This window comes from Nocardia callitridis (genome assembly GCF_039543305.1).
Classification (GTDB): domain Bacteria; phylum Actinomycetota; class Actinomycetes; order Mycobacteriales; family Mycobacteriaceae; genus Nocardia; species Nocardia callitridis.
The window spans coordinates 1,343,718-1,367,353 of record NZ_BAABJM010000002.1; the positions used below are offsets into that span (position 1 = coordinate 1,343,718).

Genomic DNA, 23,636 nt, shown 5'->3' on the forward strand with positions numbered 1-23,636 from the left:
GTCGCTGCGTTGTCGGCAAGATCGCCACCGACCGTACGGCAAAATCAACACCACTCCGGCCACCGGTGTTCCACAGCTCACACCGGCTGCCGTCCGAACAATCACGCCACCAATCGGCCGGTGCGCTACGCGACGACATCCACTCGACCCTCGGCGTCGCCATCCCCGACACCAACATATTCGTATGCGCTATGACCTCCGGGCCCTCCCTGCAGTGTCGACAACATTCCTTTCAAAGCTCTCTGATTCTAAAGATTCTCAATCGATTTCGGCGGTGCTACTTTTCATCAGTTATCGATTGATCTAACGAATTGAGCTCCTCCGGTGCCGCGCGAATTGCTGTACAACGCTTTCCTCCATTTGACCCCGAATCACCACAGCCATGGCTATTGGCGCACCGAGGAGGGGCAGGTCCAGTACGGGTATACGAAACTGGAGCCCTATGTCGAGGTGGTGAAAACACTGGAGCGCGGGCGTTTCGACGCCCTGTTCATCGCCGATGTATCCGGCGTCTACGACCTCGAATTCGGCGACGGCACCGCATCTATTCGCGCGGGCTCACAATTCCCCGAACCGGACCCGGTTACCATCGTCTCCGCGCTCGGACTGGTTACCGAGCATCTGGGAATCGCGGTCACCAGCAATATCATCCAAAGCCACCCGTTCGCGTTCGCACGCCAGCTCTCCTCACTCGACCATTTCACCAACGGTCGAGTCGCATGGAACATCGTGACCTCGTATCTGCGCAACGGATTTCAAAACTTCGGTCACGATGACATTGTCGCCCACGACGACCGGTACGAATGGGCGCAAGAATATGTCGACGTAGCGTACAAACTGTGGGAGAAGTCCTGGGAAGACGGCGCCGTGGTGCACGACCCGGCCACGAACCGTTTCTTCGACCCGGACAAGATCCATCGCATCGACCACGAGGGACCGCGCTACCGCGTCGCGGGACCGCACATCGTCGAGCCGTCCCCGCAGCGCACCCCCGTCCTCTTCCAGGCAGGAAACTCCCCGGCGGGAAGGGAATTCGCGATCCGCAATGCCGAAGTCACGTTCCTCCCTTCGACCACACCGGAGGCCGCGCGCCGCGACATCGCGATCCTCGACGACCTAGCCCGCGCGCAAGGCCGCGACCCGAAGTCACTGAAGAAGATCGTGCAACTGTCCACCGTCATCGGCTCCACCGAGGAAGAAGCCAAGCGCAAGCAGCGACATCTGCACGACCACATCGACTTCGACGCGCTCCAGGCCTTCTACAGCGGCAACTCCGGCATCGACTTCTTCGGCATCGACCCGAACACGACACTGACCGAACTGCGCGACCGCGCCTCGGTGGGCGACCACGTCCGCTCCGGTCTGCGCGCCGCCGCCGACGCCGATCACGGCAACGGCGCGCCGGTCACCTGGGGTGACTACCTGCTGCGGCACGCGCTGCTGCCCGGCCGCTTCGCGGGTACCCCGGATCAGATCGCCGACGAGGTCCAGCGCTGGGCCGACGCGGGCGTCGACGGATTCAACGTCGTCCCGGTCACCACGCTCGGCTGGTGGGACGAGTGGGTCGATCAGGTCGTTCCCGTCCTGCAAGAACGCGGCCTGGCGCAGCGCGAATATCATCCTGGCACCCTGCGGGACAAGCTGTTTCGCAACGGCGACGCGATCCACTCCGGGCACCCCGCACACGCGGTGCGTATCGGCGCCGATCGGGCCGCGCGGGCGTGAACGGCTCAGCACGACGAGTGCTGCGCCGACCGTCCGGTATCGCCACGGCGCTGACACTCACCGCGATGCTCGCCGTCGGCTGTGGCGACGACGCCGCCCCCAGCTCGGCTGCGACCCACCGGGTCGACGGCGGCACCATCACCTACGCCCACTACCAGGAACCACCGTGCCTGTGGGGCGGCTGGGTCCAGCAGGCCTACCTGTCCCGGCAGGTGTTCGACTCACTCGTCAGCTACGACAACGGCGCCATTCGGCCGTGGTTGGCCACCTCGTGGCAGACCTCGCCGGACCGCAAGGCGGTCACCTTCACGCTGCGCGACGACGTCCATTTCACCGATGGCACCCCGTTCGACGCACAGGCGGTAGTCGCCAACGTCGAGTTCTGGTTGAAGAACCTCGGCTGGGTCAGCTACTCGTTCCTCACCGGCGCCGACGCCGTCGACGACCACACGGTCACCCTGCGCACGAGCGAACCCAATCCGGAGATCTTCAACGAATTGGCCAACGGGCACTTCGGGATTCAATCCCCCACCGCACTGAGCGAGCACACCGCCGAACAGAACTGCCTCGCACCGGTCGGCACCGGCCCGTGGATCGTCCAGGAATGGAAGCGCGGCGAGGGCATCGACTTCGTCCGCAACGACAACTACAACTCCGCGCCCGCCAACGCCAAACATCAGGGCCCGGCCTACGCACAGCGACTCGACTGGAAATTCGTCCCCGACGCGACGACCCGCTGGGGTTCGCTGCTGACTGGTCAAGCCGACGCCGTCTACGACATCCCTTCCTCGCAGTGGGCCAACGCCAATCGCGACTACCAGGTGCTCAACTATGTCGCCACCGGCCGTCCGCAAGCGCTCACCTTCAACACCAATCGCGGTCCGTTCACCGATCGCAAGGTCCGCCAAGCCTTCGTGCACGCCATCGATCGCGCCAAGATCACCAGCGCCGTGTTCAAGGGATCGGTGCCGTTCGAAGGCAATGGCTCACTGAGCAAAACCACACCCGACTACCGCAATGTGGACCACAGCCTGCCCTACGATCCCGCGACCGCGAACCGACTTCTCGACGAGGCGGGGTGGACCCAGCGCGACAAGAACGGCTACCGCGCCAAGGAGGGGCAGACGCTGAAAGCCCGCCTGCCCTACGGTCTCGGCTCGATCATCACCCCGGACGGTTCCACCGCGGTCCAGATCATCCAGGACCAGGTCAAGCAGGTCGGCATCGACCTCGAACTGCTCCCGCTGACCCAAACCCAGCAGTTCGGTGGCGCCTACGCCAAACCCGCCGACAAGGAAGTCAGTTTCGGCTATTGGGTGTGGCCGTCGCCGAGCATCCTCTACATCACCTACAAGGCGGGCACCGCGCAGGCGCCCAACGGCAACAACACAGCGTTCTTCGACAACCCCGAGGTCGAGGCGAAAATCCTGGACGCCCAACGGGAACCGGACCCGGCTGAACGCACGCGCAAATACGCCGCATTGCAGGACTGGTTCGACAGCGAGGCCATCGCCGTCGGTGTCTACGACTACACCTACAACCTCACCGTCGCCGACAACCTCGAAGACGTCTGGCAGGACAGCGGCAACGGACTGCCGGTATTCAGTGACGCCTACTTCGTGGAGCCGTCATGACCGCCGTCATCGCCGTCCCCGTCGCGTCGGACGACGCGGCGCCACCACGCAAGGTCGGCGCGATCGCGCGCGCCGTCGCGGCTCGCGTCGCCTCGGCGATCTTCGTGCTGTGGGGCACCGTGACCGTCACCTTCGTGGTGTTGGCACTGCTGCCGGGCGACCGCGCCACCATCCTGTTGAATATCCGCTCCGGCCAGACCATCGAACGTACGCCCGACGAATTGGCTCCGATCAACGCGCAGTACGGCTTCGACCGTCCCGTGCTCGCGCAATACTGGACCTACCTCGGCGATCTCCTGCACGGCGACTTCGGTCAGTCGCTGCAACTGCAACGCTCGGTCACCGATGTCATCGGCGAACAGATCACGCCCACACTGACCCTCGCGGTCGGCGCGCTGCTGCTGGCCTGGGTGCTCACCGTGCCGTGGACCCTGCTCACCGCGGGTCGGCGCGGTCGCGTCGGCACACTGGGATCGGCGGTCGAAACCGTCACCGCCGGTCTGCCGCACTACTGGGTCGGCGTGCTGCTGTTGATCTTCGGCGCGATCCACCTGCGGTGGTTCCCTGTACTCGGCGGCACCACTCCTGCCGGCACCATTCTGCCGCTGGTCACCCTGGCGATCCCGCTCGCGGGGTTCCTCGGCCAGGCCACCCGCGCGGAATTCGGGCGGGCATCCCGGCAACCGTTCGTCCTCACCGCACGCGCACGCGGCATGGGGTCCGGCGGTGTGCGTGCTCGACATGTGTTGCGCCACTCGTTGATTCCCGGTGTCACCCTCACCGGCTGGGCCATGGGCAGCCTGCTCTCGGGTGCGGTACTGGTCGAAAACGTCTTCGCGCGACCGGGATTGGGCAGCGTGCTGGTCACCGCGGTCTCGGCGAAGGACTTCCCGGTCGTCTCCGGGATCGTGATCCTGATCAGCTTCGCCTACGTCCTGATCAACCTGGTGATCGACGCCGTCTACCTCATCGTCGATCCACGACTGGAGTCCCGCCGATGACCGCCCCCGTCACCCTCGTCGCCCCGACGCGCACCGCGCGACGCGCGCGCCCGCCGCTCACCGTTGTCGTCTCCGGCATCGTCACCTTGTTCTTCGTTGGTGCCGTGGTGATTCCCGGTGTGCTCTCCACGCATTCACCGCTGCGCACCGACCTCGACAATGTGCTCGACGCCCCCTCGTTCACCCATCTGCTCGGCACCGACAACGCTGGACGCGACCTCTACAGTCGCATCGTCTGGGGAACTCGCGAATCGCTGTCGATCGGGGTCGGCGCGGTCGTCGTCGCCCTGATCATCGCGGTGGTCTTGGGTTTCGCCGCCGGAATCGGACCGCGCTGGGTCGCCGCACCGGTCAATCGTCTGCTGGAGATCCTGCTGGCGTTTCCCACTTTGCTGCTGGCCTTGCTCCTGGTCACCTTGCTCGGCCCGTCCGCGCAGAGCCTGGTCATCGCGGTCGGTATCGGCACCGCGCCCGGCTACGCGCGCCTGATCCGCGCCCAAGCGCTCGGCGTCGAGAACTCCGGCTACGTCGAAGCCGCGCGCGCCATGGGCCACACCCGGCGCACCATCTTCCGCCAGCACATCTTCCCGAACGCGTTGCGCCCCTTGCTCGCCCTGTTCACCCTCGGCATCGGACAGTGCGTGGTGTGGGCGTCGGGGTTGTCGTTCCTCGGACTCGGTGTCGCGGCGCCGTCGTCGGAATGGGGTGTGCTGCTCAACGAAGGTAAGAGCGAGATTCTGTCCGCCTGGTGGCTGGAGGTGTTCCCCGGCACCGCGATCGTGCTGGTCGCCCTCGGTGTCACCCAGATCGGTCGCTATCTCCAGGACCGCGCAGAAGGGACCACCACCTGATGACCGACACCGAACGCGGCCTGCGCGTCGAACACCTCGACGTCTCCTTCCGCGCACCGGGCGGCGAAACAGTCCCGGTCGTGCACGATGTCTCCTTTCAGGTACGTCCCGGACGCTGCCTCGCCCTCGTCGGCGAATCGGGTTCCGGCAAGAGCGTCACCGCCCGCACGCTGCTCGGACTCACCGGCGACACCGCGATCGTGCGCGCCGACACGCTCAGCTTGCACGGCGAGAACCTGCTGGAGACCACCGAACGCCGGTGGCGGCGCATCCGAGGAACCAAGATCGGATTCGTCCTGCAGGACGCCCTGGTTTCGCTCGACCCGCTGCGCCCGGTCGGCAACGAGATCGGCGAAAGCATCGGCCTGCACGAACGGCTCGGACGAACCGACCGTCGCGAGCGCGTGCAGGAACTACTGCACCGTGTCGGCGTCCCTGAGCCGAAACTGCGTGCCCGCCAACGTCCCGACGAACTGTCGGGCGGTCTGCGCCAACGCGCGCTCATCGCCTCCGCGATCGCACTCGGTCCCGACATCGTCATCGCCGACGAACCGACCACGGCACTCGACGTCACCGTGCAGGCGCAGATTCTGCGAGTACTGGAGGAGATGCTCGCCGAAGGCACCGGTGTCGTGCTCATCAGTCACGATCTCGCCGTCGTCGCCCAGCTCGCCGACGACATCCTGGTCATGCAAGGCGGTCGGATTGTCGAATCCGGTCCTGCCGCAACGGTTCTGGCCAATCCGCAGCACGCCTACACCCGTCAGCTGATCGACGCCGTGCCCAGCGAACACACCAAGGGCACCCGACTCACTCGAGGAACGGCCACCCACACCGCCGCCACGCTGTTTCCCGACCGGTCCGCCCAGGATTCTGACAAGGACGAAATCCTGCTGGAGGCAAGCAATGTCGTGAAGTCCTATCGCGGGCCCGACCGCATCACCCGCACCGTCGTCGATGACGTCTCCTTCCAGCTCGCCCGCGGCGAAACACTCGGGATCGTCGGCGAATCAGGTTCCGGCAAAAGCACGTTGGCGCGGATCGCGCTGGCACTGGTCAGCCCCGACAGCGGCGAAATCCGCTACCGTGGCACGCCGCGTCCGCGCACCGACAATGCCGAACAACGCCGTATCCGCCGCGATATCGCCGTCGTCTACCAGGACCCGCTCAGCTCCTTCGATCCCCGCTGGAGCGTGGAACGCATTCTCACCGACGCCATTCGGCTCGGCGACCCCGAGCGTGCGCGTCGGCCACAACCTCGTGCGTTGACCCTGCTCGACGTTGTCGGCCTCACCGCGAAACACCTCGACGCACGGCCCAGTGTCCTGTCCGGCGGCCAACGGCAGCGCGTCGCCATCGCTCGCGCGCTGGCCACCGCACCCGAGATCATCGTGCTCGACGAGGCCGTGTCCGCGCTCGATGTCTCCGTGCAGGCCCAGGTCCTCGACCTGCTCACCGATATCCAGGAACAGCTCGGCCTCAGTTATCTGTTCATCTCGCACGATCTCGGCGTCATCCATCACATGAGCGACCGAGTACTGGTCATGCAGGGTGGTCGAGCCGTCGAACAGGGCGATGCCGACCAGATCTTCACCGAGCCGCGCGCGCCCTACACCCAGCGACTCCTCGCGTCGCTGCCTCGACTCGAGTACGCGCGACTGCACAACACCCGGACTACGCAGGAGAGCATCGGCGCATGAGCGGCACCCGCACCAGCACCACCATCAGCGAACTCGTCATCGAGGCGGCCGCCGCGGCCCGCTCGGAAGCCGTCGCACGCGAACATGGTCGCCTGTCCCCCGCGACGCACGTGCGTACGCTCGCCGACGCCGGGCTCGGCGCATTGCGCGTGCCCACCGAGTTCGGTGGTGCGGGTGGCACGGTGAGCGAGCTGGCCGCGCTGCTCATCGAGGTCGCCGCCGCCGACTCCAATCTCACCCAGATCGTGCGCGGACACCTGGGATTCATCGAATCGCTGCGGCTGCGATCACCCGGTGACGGTCGCGACGAATTGCTGCGTGCCGCCGGTCGCGGTGAGCTGTTCGGCCCCGCCGCCTCGGTCCGCGCGCCAGCCAAGCCCGCGCCGGGTTCCACCGCACTGGTCGACGGGGACACGGAGCTCATTGGTTCTGGCGACGACCTGCGCCTTTCCGGCACGAAGTACTACACCACCGGCAGCCTGTACGCCGACTGGATCAATGTCCTGGTCCCGGCGGACTCGGGTTTTACCGAGGCCGTGGTGCGCGCCGACGCGCCCGGCGTCACCGTCACCGATGACTGGAACGGCTTCGGTCAGCGCCTGACCGCGAGCGGCACAGCTGTTTTCGACGAGGTGCCGGTCGACCCTGGTCACGTCTTCGACCGCGACTCCGTTGACCGTGACGCCTACCTGAACGCTTTCTACCAATTCGTGCATTCGGCCACCCAGGCCGGAATCGCCCGCCGCGCAAGCGAAGACCTCGCCCAGCTCGTGCGCCGCCGCACCAGGACCTACCCGCTCGCCGCGGCACCGCAACCTCAGGACGACCCGCAGGTGCTTGCCGTTGTCGGCGAGGTCGCCGCGCGCGGCTACGGCGCCCGTGCCAATGTCACCGCCCTCGCGGCCACCATCGACCGATTCCACACCGCCACAACCGAATCCCGCGCCGACCGCCTCACCGAGGTGGTCATCGAGTCCGCCGCCGTGCAGGTCCTCAACTCCCGTCTCGTCGGCGAAGCCACCTGGTATCTGTTCGATGCCGCCAGCGCCTCGGCCACCGATGCGGATCTGGCCCTGGATCGCCACTGGCGCAACGCACGCACGGTTTCGTCGCACAACCCGTCCATCTACAAGGCGAGGGTCATCGGCGATCATGCGGTGAACAACCGACTTCCGCAGTCGCCGTTCCAGAAGTAGTCACACTGACGATCGCAACGGACAGATGCGGTGCGCAGGTCGGGTCGATCGGCAGTCGCGTCATTCTTCCCGTGGTGATGGGATATGTTCGGAGCGCTCGGGTTCGGCACTTGCCATGCGACAACCTGATCGCATCGTCCGGTGCCGGACTCAGCATGTCCAGCAAAACGCATCGGGTCGCGATAATTCAGGAACGCCCGTTATGAGACGGCGCGGGCGACACCGAGAACCGGCGGGCGCAAGCCATGTCCGTCCGTGAGTCGTCCATTGGATGGACGTGAACCGCCCGCGACGCCGGATACCGTCGCGGAATGGATGCCTCGCCTGTTTCGCGGTCCGCGACACGCGCCTGGTTCGGCGGCATTCTCGTGGTCTCGCTGGCGGTCACCCTCTGGTGGTGGGTGCTCCTCTCCGGGGTCGGTGCGCTCACGGGAGCCGAATACTCGCGCGGCGCGCACATCGTCCGCGCGCTCGGCGCCACCCTGTTCACCGTCGCGCTGGTCGCCTGGGCACTGCGGCGCCCGGTCCGACGCAGCTGGTCGGACCTGGGAGTGGACGGCCCCGGCACGGGATGGCGACAGTTCGTGTTCGGCGCGGCGTGCTGGGCGATCCCGGCCATGGTGACGCTGCTCGTCCTTCTCGGCGTGGGGTGGGCGGAACTCAGCGTTCAAGCCTCCGTGGCGAAAACTCTCGTCGCGGCGTTGGGGTCGGTGGTACTCGTCCTGCTCTACGAGGCGGTACCCGAGGAACTCGTCTTCCGTGGGTATCTGTTCACAGCGCTGTCCGAACGTTTTTCGCCGTTCTGGTCGGTGCTGGGGCAGGCCGTGCTCTTCATGGGGTGGGGTGCCCTGATCGGCGCCGCCGGTTCCGTCGATCGCGTGGTGCTGTTCGGGGTGTTCGCCGTTGTTCTCGGTGCGATGCGGGCGGTGACCGGGAGCGTATGGGTGTGCGCGGGTTTCCACACCGCGTTTCAGTTCACCGCCCAGTTCCTCGGCACACAATGGACGCAGGTGCGGCTCCACGATCCCGACCTTGCGGTCGCTTCGCTCGCATTCGTCGCGGTGCCATTCCTGTGCGTTGCCGCGCCGCTGTGGTGGGTGAGCCGCCGCCGTCCAGTTCGTGTATTCGGCCGAGCCGCCTGACCAGCGGCAGCGGCATTACCCGGCATTGCTCCGTCACCGCATCGGTCGGTGCGCACCATCTCGAACACCGTTGCGGATGTTCCAGATCTCCTCGCACCCTGCGCTTTTCGCTGCCCGTGTTCACCGGGTAGGTAACGACGGTCGCTCGACTGCCCCTACCCGAGAGTGCCGATGCCCGCGAGAATGAGGTCGATTCCCGCGAGGAACTGCTCGCGATCGTCGTGCTCGCGTAGCTGCGGCGCCACCTGATGCACGAACGGGTATTCGTCGGGATCGAGTTCGGTCCATCGCTCGGCGACGATCGCGAGAAAGGCCGACCGGTCCGCGTTCGGCGCGTGCTGGCGCGCGTTCGCCGCGTTCTGTCCCGCGACGCCGAGTATGTAGTTCACGAGCGCGGACGCCGCGTCGAACAGCGCGGCCTCCGGGACACCCAGCGCCCGCAACGGCCCGCCGACGCTTTCGAAGATACGCAGCATCGCGAACCGCCACGGCTCACGAAAAAGCTGCGCACCCACCCACGGGTGTGCGTCGATCGCGTCGAATATCCCGAGGGCCACGGCGCGGATCGCCTCGTCCGGATCCGTGTTCTCGACCACATCGGCCAGCACTCCGGCGACGATGTCGTCGGTGGTCGCCGCCAGCAGATCGCTCTTGTTCGCGACATGCCAGTAGATCGCCCCGGCACCGGTGGACAGACGCGCGGTCAGCGCGCGGAAGGTCAGCGCGCCCTCGCCCGCACTGTCGAGGATGGCGATGGCCGCTTCGACAATGCGCTCCTTCGACAGCGCATCCGCACGCCGATCGCCGCGCCGAGACCTAGTAGCCATGCACCCATCTTGACATGATTGGAACGATGTTCCAAACTAGCTCCATGGAACAGCGTTCCAACTGACTCGAAAGGGGAAAATCATGCAGTCACCAGTCACAATCATCGGAGCAGGCCTCGGAGGGCTCATGCTCGCCCGTGTGCTGCACGTCCACGGCATCACCGCGGCGATCTACGAGGCCGACCCCTCGGCCGACACCAGGACCCAGGGCGGCCAGCTCGACATCCACGAAGACGACGGCCAGCTCGCACTGGAAGCGGCGGGTCTCACCGCCGAATTCCGCGCGATCATCCACGAAGGCGGCGAAGCCACCCGGATACTCGACAAGCACGGCAAACTTCTGCTCGACCTGCCCGACGACGGCACCGGCGGACGCCCGGAAGTGTTGCGCGGTGAGCTACGGCGAATCCTGCTCGATTCGCTCCCCGCAGGGACGGTCCGGTGGGGGAAGAAACTTACGGCCGCCACCGCACTCGGGGCGGGTCAGCACGAGCTGACGTTCACCGACCGAACCGTCGTGCGCACCGAACTGCTCGTCGGCGCGGACGGCGCCTGGTCGAAGGTCCGCCCACTGCTCTCGGACGCGAAACCCGAATACGTGGGCACCACCTTCATCGAAACCTACCTCCACAACGTCGACGAGCAACACCCCGCTACCGCCGCGGCCGCGGGCGACGGCGCACTCTTCGCGATGTCGCCGGGACAAGGCATCAGCACGCACCGTGAAGCCGGAGCCATCCTGCACGCCTACATCCAACTGACCCGTCCCGCCGACTGGATCGCCGCCATCGACTTCACCGATCCCGCCACCGCCACCGCCCGCATCGCCGCCGAATTCGACGGCTGGGCACCAGAACTCACCGCCCTCATCACCGAAAGCGACACACCGCCCACCCCCCGCCAGATCAACGCCCTCCCCGCCGACCATCGCTGGGCCCGCACCCCCGGCGTCACCCTCGTCGGCGACGCCGCCCACCTGGCCCCACCCGCGGGCGAAGGCGCCAACCTGGCCCTCTTCGACGGCGCCGAACTCGCCCGCGCCATCACCACCCACCCCACCGACATCGAAAAGGCCTTGACCACATACGAATCGACCATGTTCGCCCGCAGCGAGGCATCCGCCAAAGACGCGACCGCGATCATGAACCTCTGCCTCGACGACCGCGCCCCGTTCGGTCTCGTGGACTTCTTCACCAGCATGTAGCCCGACAACCCTGGAGGTGGCGACCCGCAGCTTGTTTCGGCAATTGAGAAGGCAGGCCGCACGGGCTCAGCCTCGACTATCGTCGCGACCTCGCGCGCCGACACCGGGCAGTGGAGGTCGAATCACCGATCCGTCCTGGACGGCATATCCGCCACGGTAGCCGCGCGAATGTCGCGACCGACACCGTCCACGTCCAGCGCGTCCGCCCGCCGAAGTGGCGAGCCGATGACGAAGCCGGGAACGCGACCAGTTGGTGGTGACCTGGAGCGGGCAGCGGTCCGAGTTACTAGGCTGACATCGCGGATCGGACGCTCAACCCCTCGCTCGAGTGGTACTGATCAGCCGAGGTGAAATGTGATGGACGCCTTCTATTTACCCGACTCGTCGGACACCGACCTCTTTCATCCTACCGAGCTGACCCGCGGGCCGTGGTCGCCGGACGCCCAGCACGGTGGGGCTCCGTCGGCGTTGTTGGGGTATGTGATCGAACGGTGTGGCGCGGGCGCGGGGATGCGGGTGGGGCGGGTGACAGTGGAGTTCCTCGGGCGGGTGCCGATCGCTGCGCTGCGGGCGCGAACGCGGGTTGTCTCGGCCGAGGTGCGGGCCGGAAAGCCGGGCCGCGGTGCGGAATTGGTAGAGGCGACGCTCAGCTCCGAGCGCGGGGTGGTGGTGCGGGCCAGCGCTTGGCGGATCTCGCCGGTCGAGTCGGAGCTCGAGATACCGGTCGAGCTGTTGGCGACCGGAACCCACCCGGGGCCGGACGCCGTGGCACAGGGGCCGGAGCACGAGTTCCCGAGTACTCAGCCGGTCGGATTTCACACCGGCGTCGAATATCGTTTTGTCTCAGGCGGTTTCCAGACACCGGGGCCCGCCGTGTGTTGGTTTCGCTTACGCTTCCCGGTCGTGGCCGATGTCGCGCCGAGTCCGTGGCAGCGAGCTCTCGCGGCCGCCGATTTCGGCAACGGTGTCAGTTCTGTTCTGCCCTGGAACCGTTACTTTTTCATCAATACCGATCTCACGGTGACACTGCACCGAGACCCGGTCGGCGAATGGGTGTGTGTGGACGCGGTCACCTACCCGGCGGGCAGCGGTATCGGGATGGCCGAATCCCGACTGTTCGACCGGGAGGGCCCGATCGGGCGGGGGACGCAAACCCTCCTGTTCGGCTTTCGCTGATCAGGTTCACCGAATTGGCAAGTGGAGACCCATGATCGCGAATGCACCCGCATGCCCCCACACCGCCCGGTCAGAGACTGGCGACCAGAATGTCCTCCCCGGTCGACGGACGAGGGCCGTCGGTTCTTCCACCGAAGTATCGTTCGGCGAGCGACGCTCCCGAGACGTGTCGGGTACTGCCGAGGCCGGCTTCGTGGGCCAGCGACACCATTTCCGCCGGGGTGTAGAAGCTGACGAATGGTGTTCCCGCGGCTTTGGCTCCTTGTTCGCTGGTCTCGAGCCCGGAGCGGTCGCTGTCGTCGACCAACGCGGTCGGCAACAAGAAGGTCATCGCCAGCGTTGTCCCCTCGGCCAGCCCGGCGACCTGGCGCAGCGTCGCCACGGTGGCCTCCCTGGTCAGATAGTGGGACACGCCCGTGGAGACGACGACCGCCAGTCGCGTGGGGTCGAAACCCGTGTCCGACAGCTTGTTCCACCAGCTTTCCCGCGCCTCGAAATCGACCGGAACGAGGTGCAGCCAGTCCGGGACGCCGTAGCCGAGTTCGAGGAGACGCCTGCGCTTCCACGCTTGCGGGCCAGGTTGATCGACCTCGAAGACGTGCAGCTTCGCGGCCACCTCCGGTCTGCGTTGCGCGAAGGTGTCCAGGCCCGCGCCGAGGATGACGTACTGCGTCACACCGAGTTTCGCCTGTTCGATCACCAGATCCTCGATGAAGCGCGCACGGTCCACGATGGCCGCGCGGAAACCGCTGGTCGATTCCGGGTCCATGTCTGGTCGGCTGCGCCAGTTGGTGTCCGGCGCGAGCAGGCGCAGTCCGACCTCGTCGTCGAGCACGTGCGGCGGCGGGTCGACCTGGACGTGCATCGCGCGCCACAGCGCGACTCGTTCCGCCGTATTCTCCGGCGCCTCGATCTGCTCAGCCACCATGCCGACCCGCTTCGTCACGCCGCTGCGCGGCTTGCAGGCTCCAGAGCCGCCCGTCCGGATCGCGCACGGTCATTTCCCGAGTGCCGAAGTGGGTGTCCTCGAACGGTGTGACGACCTCGACGCCTGATTCCGGCCGAAATGGTTCGGCCTCAGGCACTTTCAATACAATCTGAGTCTGCGGCTGCTGGTCTTCGGGAACCTCGGCGATGAACACGTGCGGTCCTTCGTGCGCACGAAACTGCCCGGAGGCGTGATCGGTCTCGAATTCCAACGCAAAGCCCAATGATTGAAAGAACTTCGCCGCCTTACCCCAGTTATGGGTCGTCAAGTACACGGCCTCGATGCCATCCGTCGCCATTGTCCATCCCCTTTCCGCAAGAACCTGTCGATTACTCATGGGCGTCGAGGTAGCCGCGCAGCGCCTCGGCAACCACCGCGGACAGCGACATCTCCTTCTCGATGGCGTGGTGCTTGACCTGCTTGATCAGCTCGACCGGCAGGTACACATTGAACTGCTTCACGTCATCACCCACGGCAAGAATGCTAGCAATCTACCTTGTTAGCCACAAGAGGTGACATTCCTACGGCTCGGCGCCAGATTCCCGTGCGAGCTCGACGGGCCGTCCCGGTCGGCTCACGACGCGGCACCGTCGATCAGCCAGTGATACTTCAGTCGCGTCGCACGCTCCATCGCCGACAGCGCCGCCGCGACACCGATCGCGACGTTCGCCCACCCCGAAAGGTGGATCGGCGAGACAAAGGTGCCGATATGCGCCGCGATCACCGCACTGCGGGTGAGGGCTTCCGCACCTTGTAGCAGGCCGAGGACCAGCGCGCCAAGGAGAATCACGACGGTCATCACCCCGACGACGGCACTGGTGCGCGAGAACCGCTTGTCGAATCGCGCCCGCAGTCCCTCCTGTGAACGGTGATGCGGGTGCAATGCGCGCCGATCGCCATCCTCGGACACGAAGCGGATGCGCTTGAGACCGAAGGAACTGGTTGCCACCTCGATCACGCCGCCAGCCACCGGAAAGGTCGCGGGAAGATTGGCGCGAGCGACCTGAAAACCATTGCGGTACAGCGCGACAGGGCTCTTACCTTCGCCGTTCTCGTGCTGTTTCCTGGTTTTCGCGTCCGCGAGATATCGAACATCCACCGCGAAGGTATCGCCGCGTCCGGTGTGGTCGGTGAGCTCGAGGAAGAACAGTGAACGGGCGAAGAGCTGCCAGAGCCGGTACTCGGGGAGCGCGCTCCCGTCCCCCGGCCGCACCCTGCTCAGCTGCCAGCGCTGTCGGAACTTCTTGACCATGTTTATCTCTTCCTCGGGTGCGACCACGTGGTCGGCGTTTCGATGATCGGAGGTCGGGCCGTCGCGGAGAAACCATGCACGACCGGCGCCGACGCTCAGTACAAACGCTGCCCCGGGGGCAAGGTCAAGCGCGGCGCCGCACGAGCACCTCGGCGTGCTTGACTGTGCCCCAGGGGCACGGTGTGCACTGGACACCCAGTCGCGCGGCATACGGGCTCCCCGCGATGATCGGCATCCTCCGGAGGCAACAGCGCATGGCATTCAGCACTCGGCAACTCGCCGACCTCGCGGGCACAACGGTGAAGGCCGTTCGGCATTATCACGAGATCGGATTGCTCGACATGCCCGAGCGCGCGTCCAACGGGTACAAGCAGTACAGGATGTCGCACCTGATGCGACTGATCCAGATCAAGCGGCTCAGCGACCTGGGCGTGCCGCTATCGCAGGTCGCGGCGATGGGTAGGGCCGACGAGGAGCCCGACGAGGCGATCCGTGTGCTCGACGCCGAACTGGCGGCGACGGTCGACCGGCTCAACCGGGTACGAGCCGAGCTCGCCGTCATCCTGCGCCATCGCGCGCCGATGCATGTGTCGCCGGATCTCGCCCCCCTTTCTCGCAACCTCTCCGACTCACAGCGATCGCTGCTCACGGTCTATTCGAAAATACTCAGCAAAGAGGCCCTGCCGGAATTCCTCGAGATGATCTCCGAGTCCCACAGCACCGACGACGACTTCGAAACGTTTCCCGACGACGCCGATGAGGCCGCGATCGATCAGCTCGCCGAACGCATGCTGCCGGAAGTCCGTGCGCAGATCGCCAAGTACCCGTGGACGAAGAACCCGGCGGCGACTTCCCCACTCGGACCGGAGTTCGCCGCCAACGCGATGGGGCACGCGGTGGCGGAGTTCTACCGCCCCGTGCAGATACAAGTCCTGATCCGTTTGGACGCCCTGCTCAGTCAGCAGGAATCCGACGACGACACGATCTGACGAACTGTTCGGCGCGCCGTCTCGCGGCGAACGATCAGCACGCGAGTCGGCGACCCGATCTCCGAGGACCGGGTCGCCGACTCGCGTCACTCAGCCGGAAGTCCTTGCCGCACAAGCCACGTCCTGCTCCGGCATGGTCCCGTTCACCAGGAAGTTCGTGGTGACGTTCAACGCGCAAGGGTTCTTGCCGAGCACGAAGGCACCGTGCCCGCTTCCGTCGACACTCACCAGCCTCGACCGCGCACCGAACTTCTCGTTGATCAGCTCCGCGCCACGCAGCGGTGTCACCGGGTCACGCTGGTTCTGCACGACCAGGATGTTGCTCGGCCCCTGGTCACTCACCTGTACCGGCGGCTCGGTGGGACCCGATTGCCAGAACGCGCACGGCATGATGTTGGCGGCGGCGCCACCGTAGAGCGGATAGCTCTGACGGTCCTCGGCCGCGGCGCGTTGATAGGTCTGCACATCCTCGGGCCATTCGACGTCGTTGCAGGTCACCGCCAAGAAGACCGACCAATTGTTGTCGGTGGGCACGGGCCCGGGCGCGGGCTTCTCCTGCGGCGGCGCAGTCCCGGGTTCGAGCAGCGACTGCCAGGTCTGCGCGGCCATACCGTAGGACGATTCGTTGTACAGCGACGCGAAGGTGCTGAACCGGAAGAGGCCGCCGTCGATGCCGAGCGCCGGGGTCTTGTCGAGCTGTTCGGCGAGCCGGAGATAGGTCGCGCGCACCTCTTGCGGCGTGCTGCCGAGGCCGTAGCTGTCGTTGCGTGCGGCAGCCCATTTCGCGAAGTCCTGGAACGTCTCCTCCATTCCCCTTCCGTACCTGCGCATCCCGTCGTGGTCGAGGAACGTGTCACCGATATTGCTGTCCAGCACGATCCGATCGGTAGTGTCGGGGAACATCGACGCGTAGGCGGCACCCAGCGCTGTGCCGTAGGAGTAGCCCAGAAAGCTGGCCTTTTCCTCACCGAGCGCCGCCCGGATCCGGTCCAGGTCGCGAGCGTAGTTCGCCGTCGTCAACTGACTCAGGTGCCCATCGTGGTCCTTGGCCGCGCATTGCTCGGCGACCCCCCGGGCGATCGTCGCCTGTGCCTCGACCGCAGCGTCGTCGACCGCGTACGGCGGAATATTGCCGAAATACGGCTGATCGGTGGTGAATCCGCAACTCACCGGCGTCGAATGCCCGACGCCCCTGGTATCCATCCCGATCAGGTCGTAACTGTCGAGCACGGTCTGCGCGATCCCCTGGGAAACAAGCAGCTTCGACAAGCCCAATCCCGACCCGCCGGGTCCACCGGGATTCAACAGCAACACGCCACGACGCTTGTCCGGGTTCGCGCTGGCCAACCGAGAGATCATGATCTCGATCTGCGCGCCCTCGGGATCGGCATAGTCCAGCGGCACCGGCACGGTGGCGCACTGCAACTGCGGCGGATCGGCAGGAACATCCTCCGGACACGCCCCCCACTCCACCCGCGCCGCGCCCTCCTCTTTCGCCGCCGCGGGACAAGCCCCCACCAAGGCGACGATAAGACCGAGTACGGCCGTCAAAGCCACCCCTCGACCAACATTTCGTTTTCGGACCATCTGTCGAACTCCCGACATATCGCGCAAACCAACCCTGTCGAGAATCAGTCGACACCGTGTCCTCGGGGCAGGGTCAAGCCCAACACATCGCGCACCACACCCGTTCGCAGACACGATGCGACCGAAGCGCACCGCCCCCGCACACGAGTCGACGCCGAGCGCTGCGCCCACACACGGAGGATTGGGTAGCGTCGAGCGATCCACCCGGTGATCGTGACCGCGAGCTGATCGGACCCCGACGACAGCCGCACACTCGACACCGGCTCGCTGTCGGTGTCCCGGCGGACGGGGCGGGCGCGCCGTCGAATGAGTCAGCGGGGTGCCGCGCCCACCAATTGTGGCCAGATGCTGTTCCCGAGCTGTTCTGGCGTGCCAGGGCAGTCGTGCCGCAACCATTCCAGGACGGTGCCGAGGAGCGCTCCGGCAAGGAAGCCGCCTGCCGGATCGTAGGGAGCTTCCGTGGGGTCGTCGGCGTGTGTCGCCGCGCCGTCGCCGGTGGAATTGGCGTAGATCGCGACCACGATGCGCCGATGCAGGTGGTTGATCACCCGCGCACTGCCCGCGCCGCCGAGCACCGCGCGGTAGAGACGCGCATTGGCCGCGACATGGTCGAACACCACGACCAGTGCCGCACGCGCGCGCCGCTGCTGCGGCTGCGTCGCCGCCTGGTTCAGCGCGAATACCGGTGTGGCGGTGATCAATTCGTCGAACATGTGGGTGCACGCCGCATCGGCGAGGTCGTGCACGTCGGTGTAGTGCTCGTAGAAGGTCGAGCGGTTCACCTCCGCCCGGGTCGTGACGTCGGAGATGGAGATTCGAGTCAGGTCGCGTTCGGTGATGAGGTCCAGGAGCGCGGCCTCCAGCGCGGTGCGTGTACGACGCGTTCGTCGGTCGAAAACCTGATCGGCAGCCACCAACACAGCGTAACGTGTCCAACATATGTTGGCTAAACAACATGTGTTGGAAAAAGAACAAGGACCCGCGCTCGGTCGCCGAGCGCGCTCTCGTGGAAAGCGAACAGGGATGGCGCAGCAGGTTTTAGTGCTCATCGGAGCTGGCGGCATGGGCCAGGCGATCGTGCGTCGTATCGGCGCGGGCAGTCACCTACTCGTGGCAGATCTCGATCAGGAAGTGCTGCATCGGGTCGCCGAGGAGCTGCGCACCGAGGGGCACCTCGTGAGCACCCAGACCGTGGATGTTTCCGCGCGCGAGTCGGTCTCGGCACTCGCGAGGCGTGCGACGGAGCTCGGTGAGGTCAGGTCGGTGGTGCATACCGCCGGGTTGTCGCCGGTGCAAGCCTCGGTCCAGTCGATTCTTGCCGTCGATCTACTCGGTGTCGCCCTGGTTCTCGAGGAGTTCTCCAGGGTCGTCGCGCGCGGTGGGGCAGGCGTGGTGATCGCGAGCATGGCCGGACACTTCCACCCGGGTTTGCCCGGCGCCGAAGCACTTCGACTCATGACGACACCCCCGGACGAGCTGCTGTCGGTACCGAGCACGAACCAGGACAACTTCGATCCCGGCTCTGCTTACGCATTCGCCAAGCACGTCAACCGGTTACAGGTCCGGGCGGCAAGTACGAGTTGGGGTGCCCGCGGCGCACGGATCAACTCCATCAGCCCCGGCGTCATCGCGACCACCATGGGCAATGCTGAACTCGCCAGTGAGCGCGGCGCGACCATGCGCAGATTGATCGACGATTCGAACGCAGGTCGCATCGGCACCTCCACCGACATCGCCGCGGCCGCCGAATTTCTGCTCGGCCCGAACGCCTCCTTCATCTCGGGGACAGACCTGCTCGTCGACGGTGGTGCCGTCGCGGCACAGACCAGCCGCAACCGCCCGGACACCGAGGGCACGGTGCGTTGATATTGTCCGACAACGCATTCCATCCTGATTTGCACCGACTGGCACGCTTTCTGCCACGGCAACCGGTATCACGGCGCACCCTTCCACTGATCCGTCGGATCCAGGGCTTCGCCGGGCGCCGAGGCGACGACGGCGTCGAAATAGTACGACTCGACAATGACGTCCAGCTCAGAATTCATCGTCCGCCGACGTCGACGGGAAGCACACCCGCGCTGCTGTGGATTCACGGCGGCGGATACGTCATCGGCAGCGCGCGACAAGACGACCGGCTGTGTCGGCGGTTCGTGAACAAGCTCGGGATCGTGGTAGTCGCCGTCGATTACCGACTTGCCCCAGAACACCCCTACCCGACACCTCTCGACGATTGCTACAGCGCGTTGACCTGGCTGGCCGATCGCCCCGAGATCGACTCCACGCGTATCGCGATCGGCGGCGCCAGCGCGGGCGGTGGACTAGCCGCGGCCCTCGCCCTGCTCGTACGCGACCGCAGCTCGGTCACTCCCGTACTACAACTACTCGCCTACCCCATGATCGACAACCGCACGGTCGCTCACTCGGACACCGCCGCCTACCACCGCCTCTGGAACGAGCGAAGCAATACTTGGGCATGGTCGTGTTACCTGCGTGATGCCGACCCATACGAAGCGGTGCCCGCCCAACACCCCAGCCTCACCGGCGTTGCCCCCGCCTGGATCGGCGTGGGCACCTACGACTTGTTTCATGACGAAAACCTCGCGTACGCGCAGCGACTCACCGCCGCCGGAGTAGCGTGCGACCTCGAGATAGTCCCCGGCGCCTTCCACGGGTTCGATATCGTCACCCCCACCGCCCCGGTGTCTCGCTCATTCTTCGCGAGCCAATGCGAAAAACTAGCGACAGCCTTCGACGCCAGCACCGCACCGTGAGGCGGCAATCCACTCGAACCTGTTGGCCTGCACCGCAGTAGATGGTCCCAACCGTTGGCCCGTCACCGCGAAATCCGAGGGAGTGAGCGGCCTCGCTACGCCGTCGTTATCTTAGGGCGCACGGCCGATAGCCCACCGCAGCTCGCGCAGTCACCTCGGTCGTAAGTCGGTAACCAAGCGAAAACGTTCGAGGACCAGCAGGGTGTCATCGTCGACGGTGAACCGGTTGTCCGCCATCGCCGCGCGCATTTCGGCGCTGTGCCAGAACTTTTCATGGTCGGCTCGCCACTCGGCGACAGTGCTGAAGCCCTCCCCTTCATCGACGGCGTGCGCCAGGTCGACATCCGCAAGCCGGGTCACCCGGATGTCGATCGTCTCGATGACCGCTACCCGAACCTCGTCGGAATCGATCACCGCCGCGAACGAGCCGACCTCGGGCAGCGGGTCTGCGTCGTGCTCGTATTCGGCGAGCACTCCGGTTGTCGCGGTCTTCGAACCGTCGAGGATCGCGGCCACGAGTCGGTCACGGAGCGGGCCGGGAAAGGCGAACTCGGTGGTCGGCAACGAAGTCGGATCTCCGCGCACGGAAGGTTCCGTTGTCATGCGGCTGAATCCTAGGCGCATGCGGCGCGAAGGACCGGCGTCACATTTATTTGGTAGTTAGTAACTGGTAACTTATCCTCCGTAGCCGACCGAAGGATTCGATCGGTGGGCCCGGATACCCGACGTCGCGGCGAGGGAGTTCGTCGCACGGATGACAAGGGAGCCGCGATCGCCCCGTGCGAATGAACTGCGGGATGTCAGCACCGCCGCAGTCGACGCTGTTCTCGCACAGCACAAACGGAGAAAACGATGAACACCTCGAACGACAACGCCACCCGCCACGACGAACGACTCGGCGCCGCGCTGGTGTGCACGGCATTGGCGGGCGCGGTCATCGGCAGTGTCGGGGCGCCGCTCATCACCGCCGTCGCCACGGGAATGAATGTGTCACTGAGCTCCGCGCAGTGGACGTTGACGGTGCCGCTGTTCACCGGCGCGATCGCCGGTCCCGTACTCGGCAGGCTCGGCGGTGGTCCGTATCGCCGGATCACCATCCTGGTCGCGCTCGCGCTGGTGACAATCGGCGGACTGCTGACGGTGCTTCCCCTTCCGTTCACGGCATTGTTGATCGGGCGCGGATTGCAAGGACTCGCGGTCGCGGTCGGGGCGTTGTTGATGAGTGTCGCTCGAACCCACTTGCCCGAGCAGCGATCGATATCGACGATCGCCGCGCTCTCCGTCGCGACGACGGTGGGCATCGGGGTCGGCTATCCGGTGATCAGCCTGCTCGACCAACTCGCGGGACTGCGCGCCGCGTACGGACTGGGACTCCTGCTCTCGGCCATCGCATTACTCGTCGCTTGGCGGACGTTGCCGATCGAGGCGCCCGGTGCGCTGCCCCGAATCGACATCACCGGTGCCATACTCCTCGCACTCGGGACCGGTGGCCTGCTCCTGGTCATCGCGCAGCCCTCGCTCTGGGAATCCTGGTCGGCCAGCGGAGTCCTCGCCGGATCACTTGTGGTGCTAGCTATCTGGGCATTTCTCGAACTGCGCGCCAGCACCCCCCTGGTGAATCTGCGACTACTCGGCCGAGAGCCGATCCTGCGGGCGAACCTGGCGATACTTGTCGCGGGAGCAGGGTTGTACCTGCTGTTCAGCCTGTTCACCCGCTACGTGCAAACCCCGGCGGGCGCCGACTACGGGTTCACACTCCCCGGTGTCGCCGCCGGTGCGGCGCTGATCCCGTTCTCGCTGCTGGGATTCGTGGCGGGGAAAGCGATGCCGCGTCTCATCATGCGAATCACCGAAAAGTGGACCTATGCGCTCGCCGCGGTGACGGCCATGGTCAGTGCGCTGCTGTTCGCCGCGTGCAACCAGTCGCTACTGGTTGTCCTGGCCGCGATCGCCCTGCTCGGTTTCGCCGTCGGCGCTACCTTCGCGGTCGTTCCCAGGCTCGTCCTCGTCGGCGTTCCCGGGGAGGAAACCGCCAGTGTGCTCTCGATCAATCAGATCGCGCGCAGTATCGGTATGAGTGCCGGCAGCGCACTCGCTGGTTTTCTCCTCGCCACCAGCACACCGAACGACGCTATGCTCCCCACCCGGCACGGTTACGTCACGGCCGCGCTGTGGGCACTGCCGCCGCTCGCCATCAGTACATTGATCATTGTCACGAGGCGGTCCGGCCGCCACGCCGCCCAGGCGTAGCGGGGGTAGGACAGTGCGCGGGTTGCTGGTCGACTACACCGAGTTTCAAAACCCTCAGCAGGACAAACACATTCATGCATGTTCCCGGCACGTCATAGACACGCCGGTTGCGTCGCGGTTTCGGAAGCGACGGCCGAAGAATCACTCAGGGTGACCGTCAGGAAGCGTGGCCGATAGATGCCGGTGTCGCGGTACAGATCTCCGTCGGTCGCGGTATCGAAGCTGTTCACATTGTAGGAGATGACCAATGTCGTCGCGGTCGAGAACTCGGGATGGACGTGCGCGTTGTAGGTGTAGATGTCCGGGTCGCGGTACGAACCGGAGGCACCGGTCTCCGGCGTGATGTACAGCGTTGTGGCTGGTCCGAACGGTCCGGTCGGTGTCGAGGCGTATCGGCCGATCATGCGATCGCTGAGACCGTCGCCTGCCATCGTGACCAATAGATAGCGGCCTGCCGAGACTCGGTGAACGGACACTTCGGAATTGACCCCGTCGACGACCCTTGCCGATTCCGCCTCGGAATCCGACCATCGGGTCCCCGTCCAGAACGACAGTGGTTGTCGCAGATCCGTTCCGGCGACTCGTGCCACGTGGAGATGCTTGTCGTCGCCTTCGGTCTCGACCCCGTAAACGTAGGTCCATGGCGCCTCCCACTGAACCCACTGTCCCCATTGAATCGCTTTCGTGCGAGGCAGCGGTGTCATCGAAACAGGTTGCCGCAGATCATGTTCGGCGACTCGCACCAGCGTTGATCCGACGAACTCGATGTCGAAGGCACCTGGCCCGACCGAACGCCACTCCCCCACCGGCACCTGCAACGCACCATCGCCGACCGTGACAGCGCCCAACCAGTACCAGTGCGACGGATCGGGTGGCGCGAGCCAAGCCTCCGGCTTGTCCTGGGAGCCGCCGACGAGTGTGGACAGCCGACCGTCGCGCTCGCGCACGACCAACGAGTTGTGCACGAACACCGCCTCGGACGGTCGGGTCGGCGCGGTAACAGGAGGCAGAAACGTATCGGAGAACGCGAACACCTCGCGGCCGTCGGACAAGGCGGCCGACCAGGTCGAATCACCACCGGTCCAACCCTGTCCCGAGTCGGCGTAGTGAGCGAGGGCGCTGTCGAGACAGGTCAACGGTCGAGCCGCGTCGACGACGGGAGCGGCGGCGCCACCGCCCACCGCGGCAGGTTCGGAGCAGGAAACCATCAACCCGGCGGCGACGATCACGACCGTGCCGAGTGATCGAGTGCGGCTCAGCACGTGCAGTCGGGGTGGCATCGACGCTCATCGTTCCACCATCATCGCCAGATTCGACAGGCGGCCTGAACCGCCCGCCGCGAG

22 protein-coding genes are annotated in these 23,636 nt (G+C 65.8%); 13 read left to right on the top strand and 9 right to left on the bottom strand.

The features are described from left to right. Positions 1-324: 324 nt before the first annotated feature. The 7 genes from ABEA50_RS14885 (at position 325) to ABEA50_RS14915 (ending at position 9,249) form a co-directional block, all read left to right on the top strand. Positions 325-1,725, top strand: a complete 1,401-nt coding sequence (locus ABEA50_RS14885; protein ID WP_345495944.1) for an NtaA/DmoA family FMN-dependent monooxygenase — start codon at positions 325-327, stop codon at positions 1,723-1,725. After that, positions 1,722-3,359 (top strand): ABC transporter substrate-binding protein, encoded by a 1,638-nt coding sequence (locus ABEA50_RS14890; protein ID WP_345495945.1) that lies wholly within the window; start codon positions 1,722-1,724, stop codon positions 3,357-3,359. The genes ABEA50_RS14885 and ABEA50_RS14890 overlap by 4 nt, the downstream gene beginning before the upstream one ends. Then, the gene (locus tag ABEA50_RS14895; RefSeq protein WP_345495946.1) at positions 3,356-4,360 is read left to right on the top strand and encodes an ABC transporter permease; all 1,005 of its coding nucleotides are present in this window, start codon (positions 3,356-3,358) and stop codon (positions 4,358-4,360) included. The genes ABEA50_RS14890 and ABEA50_RS14895 overlap by 4 nt, the downstream gene beginning before the upstream one ends. Then, positions 4,357-5,211: an ABC transporter permease gene (locus ABEA50_RS14900; protein ID WP_345495947.1), complete on the top strand. Its 855-nt coding sequence runs from the start codon at positions 4,357-4,359 to the stop codon at positions 5,209-5,211. The genes ABEA50_RS14895 and ABEA50_RS14900 overlap by 4 nt, the downstream gene beginning before the upstream one ends. After that, a complete protein-coding gene (locus tag ABEA50_RS14905) occupies positions 5,211-6,911 on the top strand; it encodes an ABC transporter ATP-binding protein (RefSeq protein WP_345495948.1) in 1,701 nt (566 codons plus the stop codon). The genes ABEA50_RS14900 and ABEA50_RS14905 overlap by 1 nt, the downstream gene beginning before the upstream one ends. Next, positions 6,908-8,107 carry an acyl-CoA dehydrogenase family protein gene (locus ABEA50_RS14910; RefSeq protein ID WP_345495949.1) on the top strand — a complete coding sequence of 400 codons (1,200 nt, stop codon included), beginning with the start codon at positions 6,908-6,910 and terminating at the stop codon, positions 8,105-8,107. Before ABEA50_RS14905 ends, ABEA50_RS14910 begins: the two co-directional genes overlap by 4 nt. 311 nt (positions 8,108-8,418) lie before the next feature. Next, positions 8,419-9,249 carry a CPBP family intramembrane glutamic endopeptidase gene (locus tag ABEA50_RS14915; protein ID WP_345495950.1) on the top strand — a complete coding sequence of 277 codons (831 nt, stop codon included), beginning with the start codon at positions 8,419-8,421 and terminating at the stop codon, positions 9,247-9,249. A 155-nt stretch (positions 9,250-9,404) separates the two neighbouring features. On the opposite strand, the gene ABEA50_RS14920 is transcribed toward ABEA50_RS14915, so the two are convergent. Then, positions 9,405-10,076: a TetR/AcrR family transcriptional regulator gene (locus ABEA50_RS14920; RefSeq protein WP_345495951.1), complete on the bottom strand. Its 672-nt coding sequence runs from the start codon at positions 10,074-10,076 to the stop codon at positions 9,405-9,407. Positions 10,077-10,158: 82 nt separating this feature from the next. On the opposite strand from ABEA50_RS14920, the gene ABEA50_RS14925 reads away from it, so the two are divergent. Both ABEA50_RS14925 and ABEA50_RS14930 read left to right on the top strand, forming a co-directional pair. After that, positions 10,159-11,280 carry an FAD-dependent oxidoreductase gene (locus tag ABEA50_RS14925; RefSeq protein ID WP_345495952.1) on the top strand — a complete coding sequence of 374 codons (1,122 nt, stop codon included), beginning with the start codon at positions 10,159-10,161 and terminating at the stop codon, positions 11,278-11,280. Positions 11,281-11,637: 357 nt separating this feature from the next. Further along, entirely contained in the window at positions 11,638-12,456 is an 819-nt protein-coding gene (locus tag ABEA50_RS14930) for a thioesterase family protein (protein ID WP_345495953.1), read from the top strand. 70 nt (positions 12,457-12,526) lie between these two features. Here the strand turns inward: ABEA50_RS14930 and ABEA50_RS14935 are convergent, their stop codons facing one another. From ABEA50_RS14935 to ABEA50_RS14950, 4 genes are all read right to left on the bottom strand, one after another. After that, positions 12,527-13,321, bottom strand: a complete 795-nt coding sequence (locus ABEA50_RS14935) for a class I SAM-dependent methyltransferase (RefSeq protein ID WP_425577651.1) — start codon at positions 13,319-13,321, stop codon at positions 12,527-12,529. Between the two features lie 52 nt (positions 13,322-13,373). Then, positions 13,374-13,742: a VOC family protein gene (locus ABEA50_RS14940; RefSeq protein ID WP_345495955.1), complete on the bottom strand. Its 369-nt coding sequence runs from the start codon at positions 13,740-13,742 to the stop codon at positions 13,374-13,376. Positions 13,743-13,773: 31 nt separating this feature from the next. Beyond that, a complete protein-coding gene (locus ABEA50_RS14945) occupies positions 13,774-13,917 on the bottom strand; it encodes a ribbon-helix-helix domain-containing protein (RefSeq protein ID WP_345495956.1) in 144 nt (47 codons plus the stop codon). A 101-nt stretch (positions 13,918-14,018) separates the two neighbouring features. Further along, complete coding sequence (locus ABEA50_RS14950; protein WP_345495957.1) at positions 14,019-14,696, bottom strand: hypothetical protein; 678 nt, start codon at positions 14,694-14,696, stop codon at positions 14,019-14,021. A gap of 254 nt (positions 14,697-14,950) precedes the next feature. Here ABEA50_RS14950 and ABEA50_RS14955 point away from each other — a divergent pair, with 254 nt between their 5' ends. After that, complete coding sequence (locus ABEA50_RS14955) at positions 14,951-15,685, top strand: helix-turn-helix domain-containing protein (RefSeq protein ID WP_345495959.1); 735 nt, start codon at positions 14,951-14,953, stop codon at positions 15,683-15,685. A gap of 90 nt (positions 15,686-15,775) precedes the next feature. Here ABEA50_RS14955 and ABEA50_RS14960 read toward each other — a convergent pair whose 3' ends face one another. Next, complete coding sequence (locus ABEA50_RS14960) at positions 15,776-17,242, bottom strand: alpha/beta hydrolase (protein WP_345495960.1); 1,467 nt, start codon at positions 17,240-17,242, stop codon at positions 15,776-15,778. Between the two features lie 341 nt (positions 17,243-17,583). Next, positions 17,584-18,186, bottom strand: coding sequence for a TetR/AcrR family transcriptional regulator (locus ABEA50_RS14965; protein ID WP_345495961.1), 603 nt, complete (start codon positions 18,184-18,186; stop codon positions 17,584-17,586). 109 nt (positions 18,187-18,295) lie between these two features. Between ABEA50_RS14965 and ABEA50_RS14970 the strand changes: the two genes are divergently transcribed. Together ABEA50_RS14970 and ABEA50_RS14975 are read left to right on the top strand one after the other, a co-directional pair. Continuing rightward, positions 18,296-19,138, top strand: coding sequence for an SDR family oxidoreductase (locus ABEA50_RS14970; protein WP_345495962.1), 843 nt, complete (start codon positions 18,296-18,298; stop codon positions 19,136-19,138). Positions 19,139-19,140: 2 nt separating this feature from the next. Further along, a complete protein-coding gene (locus ABEA50_RS14975) occupies positions 19,141-20,043 on the top strand; it encodes an alpha/beta hydrolase (RefSeq protein WP_345495964.1) in 903 nt (300 codons plus the stop codon). A 150-nt stretch (positions 20,044-20,193) separates the two neighbouring features. On the opposite strand, the gene ABEA50_RS14980 is transcribed toward ABEA50_RS14975, so the two are convergent. Then, positions 20,194-20,646: an ASCH domain-containing protein gene (locus ABEA50_RS14980; protein WP_345495966.1), complete on the bottom strand. Its 453-nt coding sequence runs from the start codon at positions 20,644-20,646 to the stop codon at positions 20,194-20,196. A gap of 249 nt (positions 20,647-20,895) precedes the next feature. Here ABEA50_RS14980 and ABEA50_RS14985 point away from each other — a divergent pair, with 249 nt between their 5' ends. Next, positions 20,896-22,293, top strand: a complete 1,398-nt coding sequence (locus tag ABEA50_RS14985; protein WP_345495967.1) for an MFS transporter — start codon at positions 20,896-20,898, stop codon at positions 22,291-22,293. A gap of 92 nt (positions 22,294-22,385) precedes the next feature. Here the strand turns inward: ABEA50_RS14985 and ABEA50_RS14990 are convergent, their stop codons facing one another. Beyond that, on the bottom strand, positions 22,386-23,573 hold the full coding sequence (locus tag ABEA50_RS14990) for a DUF4185 domain-containing protein (protein WP_345495968.1): 1,188 nt from the start codon (positions 23,571-23,573) through the stop codon (positions 22,386-22,388). Between the last annotated feature and the right edge of the window lie 63 nt (positions 23,574-23,636).

Excerpts from the sequence above, each read along its gene's own strand:
- ABEA50_RS14900 (WP_345495947.1), top strand. The coding sequence starts at position 4,357 with ATGACCGCCCCCGTCACCCTCGTCGCCCCGACGCGCACCGCGCGACGC.
- ABEA50_RS14905 (WP_345495948.1), top strand. The coding sequence starts at position 5,211 with ATGACCGACACCGAACGCGGCCTGCGCGTCGAACACCTCGACGTCTCC.
- ABEA50_RS14940 (WP_345495955.1), bottom strand. The coding sequence starts at position 13,742 with ATGGCGACGGATGGCATCGAGGCCGTGTACTTGACGACCCATAACTGG.
- ABEA50_RS14935 (WP_425577651.1), bottom strand. The coding sequence starts at position 13,321 with ATGCACGTCCAGGTCGACCCGCCGCCGCACGTGCTCGACGACGAGGTC.
- ABEA50_RS14895 (WP_345495946.1), top strand. The coding sequence starts at position 3,356 with ATGACCGCCGTCATCGCCGTCCCCGTCGCGTCGGACGACGCGGCGCCA.
- ABEA50_RS14970 (WP_345495962.1), top strand. The coding sequence starts at position 18,296 with ATGGCGCAGCAGGTTTTAGTGCTCATCGGAGCTGGCGGCATGGGCCAG.
- ABEA50_RS14950 (WP_345495957.1), bottom strand. The coding sequence starts at position 14,696 with ATGGTCAAGAAGTTCCGACAGCGCTGGCAGCTGAGCAGGGTGCGGCCG.
- ABEA50_RS14985 (WP_345495967.1), top strand. The coding sequence starts at position 20,896 with ATGAACACCTCGAACGACAACGCCACCCGCCACGACGAACGACTCGGC.
- ABEA50_RS14930 (WP_345495953.1), top strand. The coding sequence starts at position 11,638 with ATGGACGCCTTCTATTTACCCGACTCGTCGGACACCGACCTCTTTCAT.
- ABEA50_RS14920 (WP_345495951.1), bottom strand. The coding sequence starts at position 10,076 with ATGGCTACTAGGTCTCGGCGCGGCGATCGGCGTGCGGATGCGCTGTCG.
- ABEA50_RS14980 (WP_345495966.1), bottom strand. The coding sequence starts at position 20,646 with ATGACAACGGAACCTTCCGTGCGCGGAGATCCGACTTCGTTGCCGACC.
- ABEA50_RS14910 (WP_345495949.1), top strand. The coding sequence starts at position 6,908 with ATGAGCGGCACCCGCACCAGCACCACCATCAGCGAACTCGTCATCGAG.
- ABEA50_RS14955 (WP_345495959.1), top strand. The coding sequence starts at position 14,951 with ATGGCATTCAGCACTCGGCAACTCGCCGACCTCGCGGGCACAACGGTG.
- ABEA50_RS14915 (WP_345495950.1), top strand. The coding sequence starts at position 8,419 with ATGGATGCCTCGCCTGTTTCGCGGTCCGCGACACGCGCCTGGTTCGGC.
- ABEA50_RS14990 (WP_345495968.1), bottom strand. The coding sequence starts at position 23,573 with ATGCCACCCCGACTGCACGTGCTGAGCCGCACTCGATCACTCGGCACG.
- ABEA50_RS14925 (WP_345495952.1), top strand. The coding sequence starts at position 10,159 with ATGCAGTCACCAGTCACAATCATCGGAGCAGGCCTCGGAGGGCTCATG.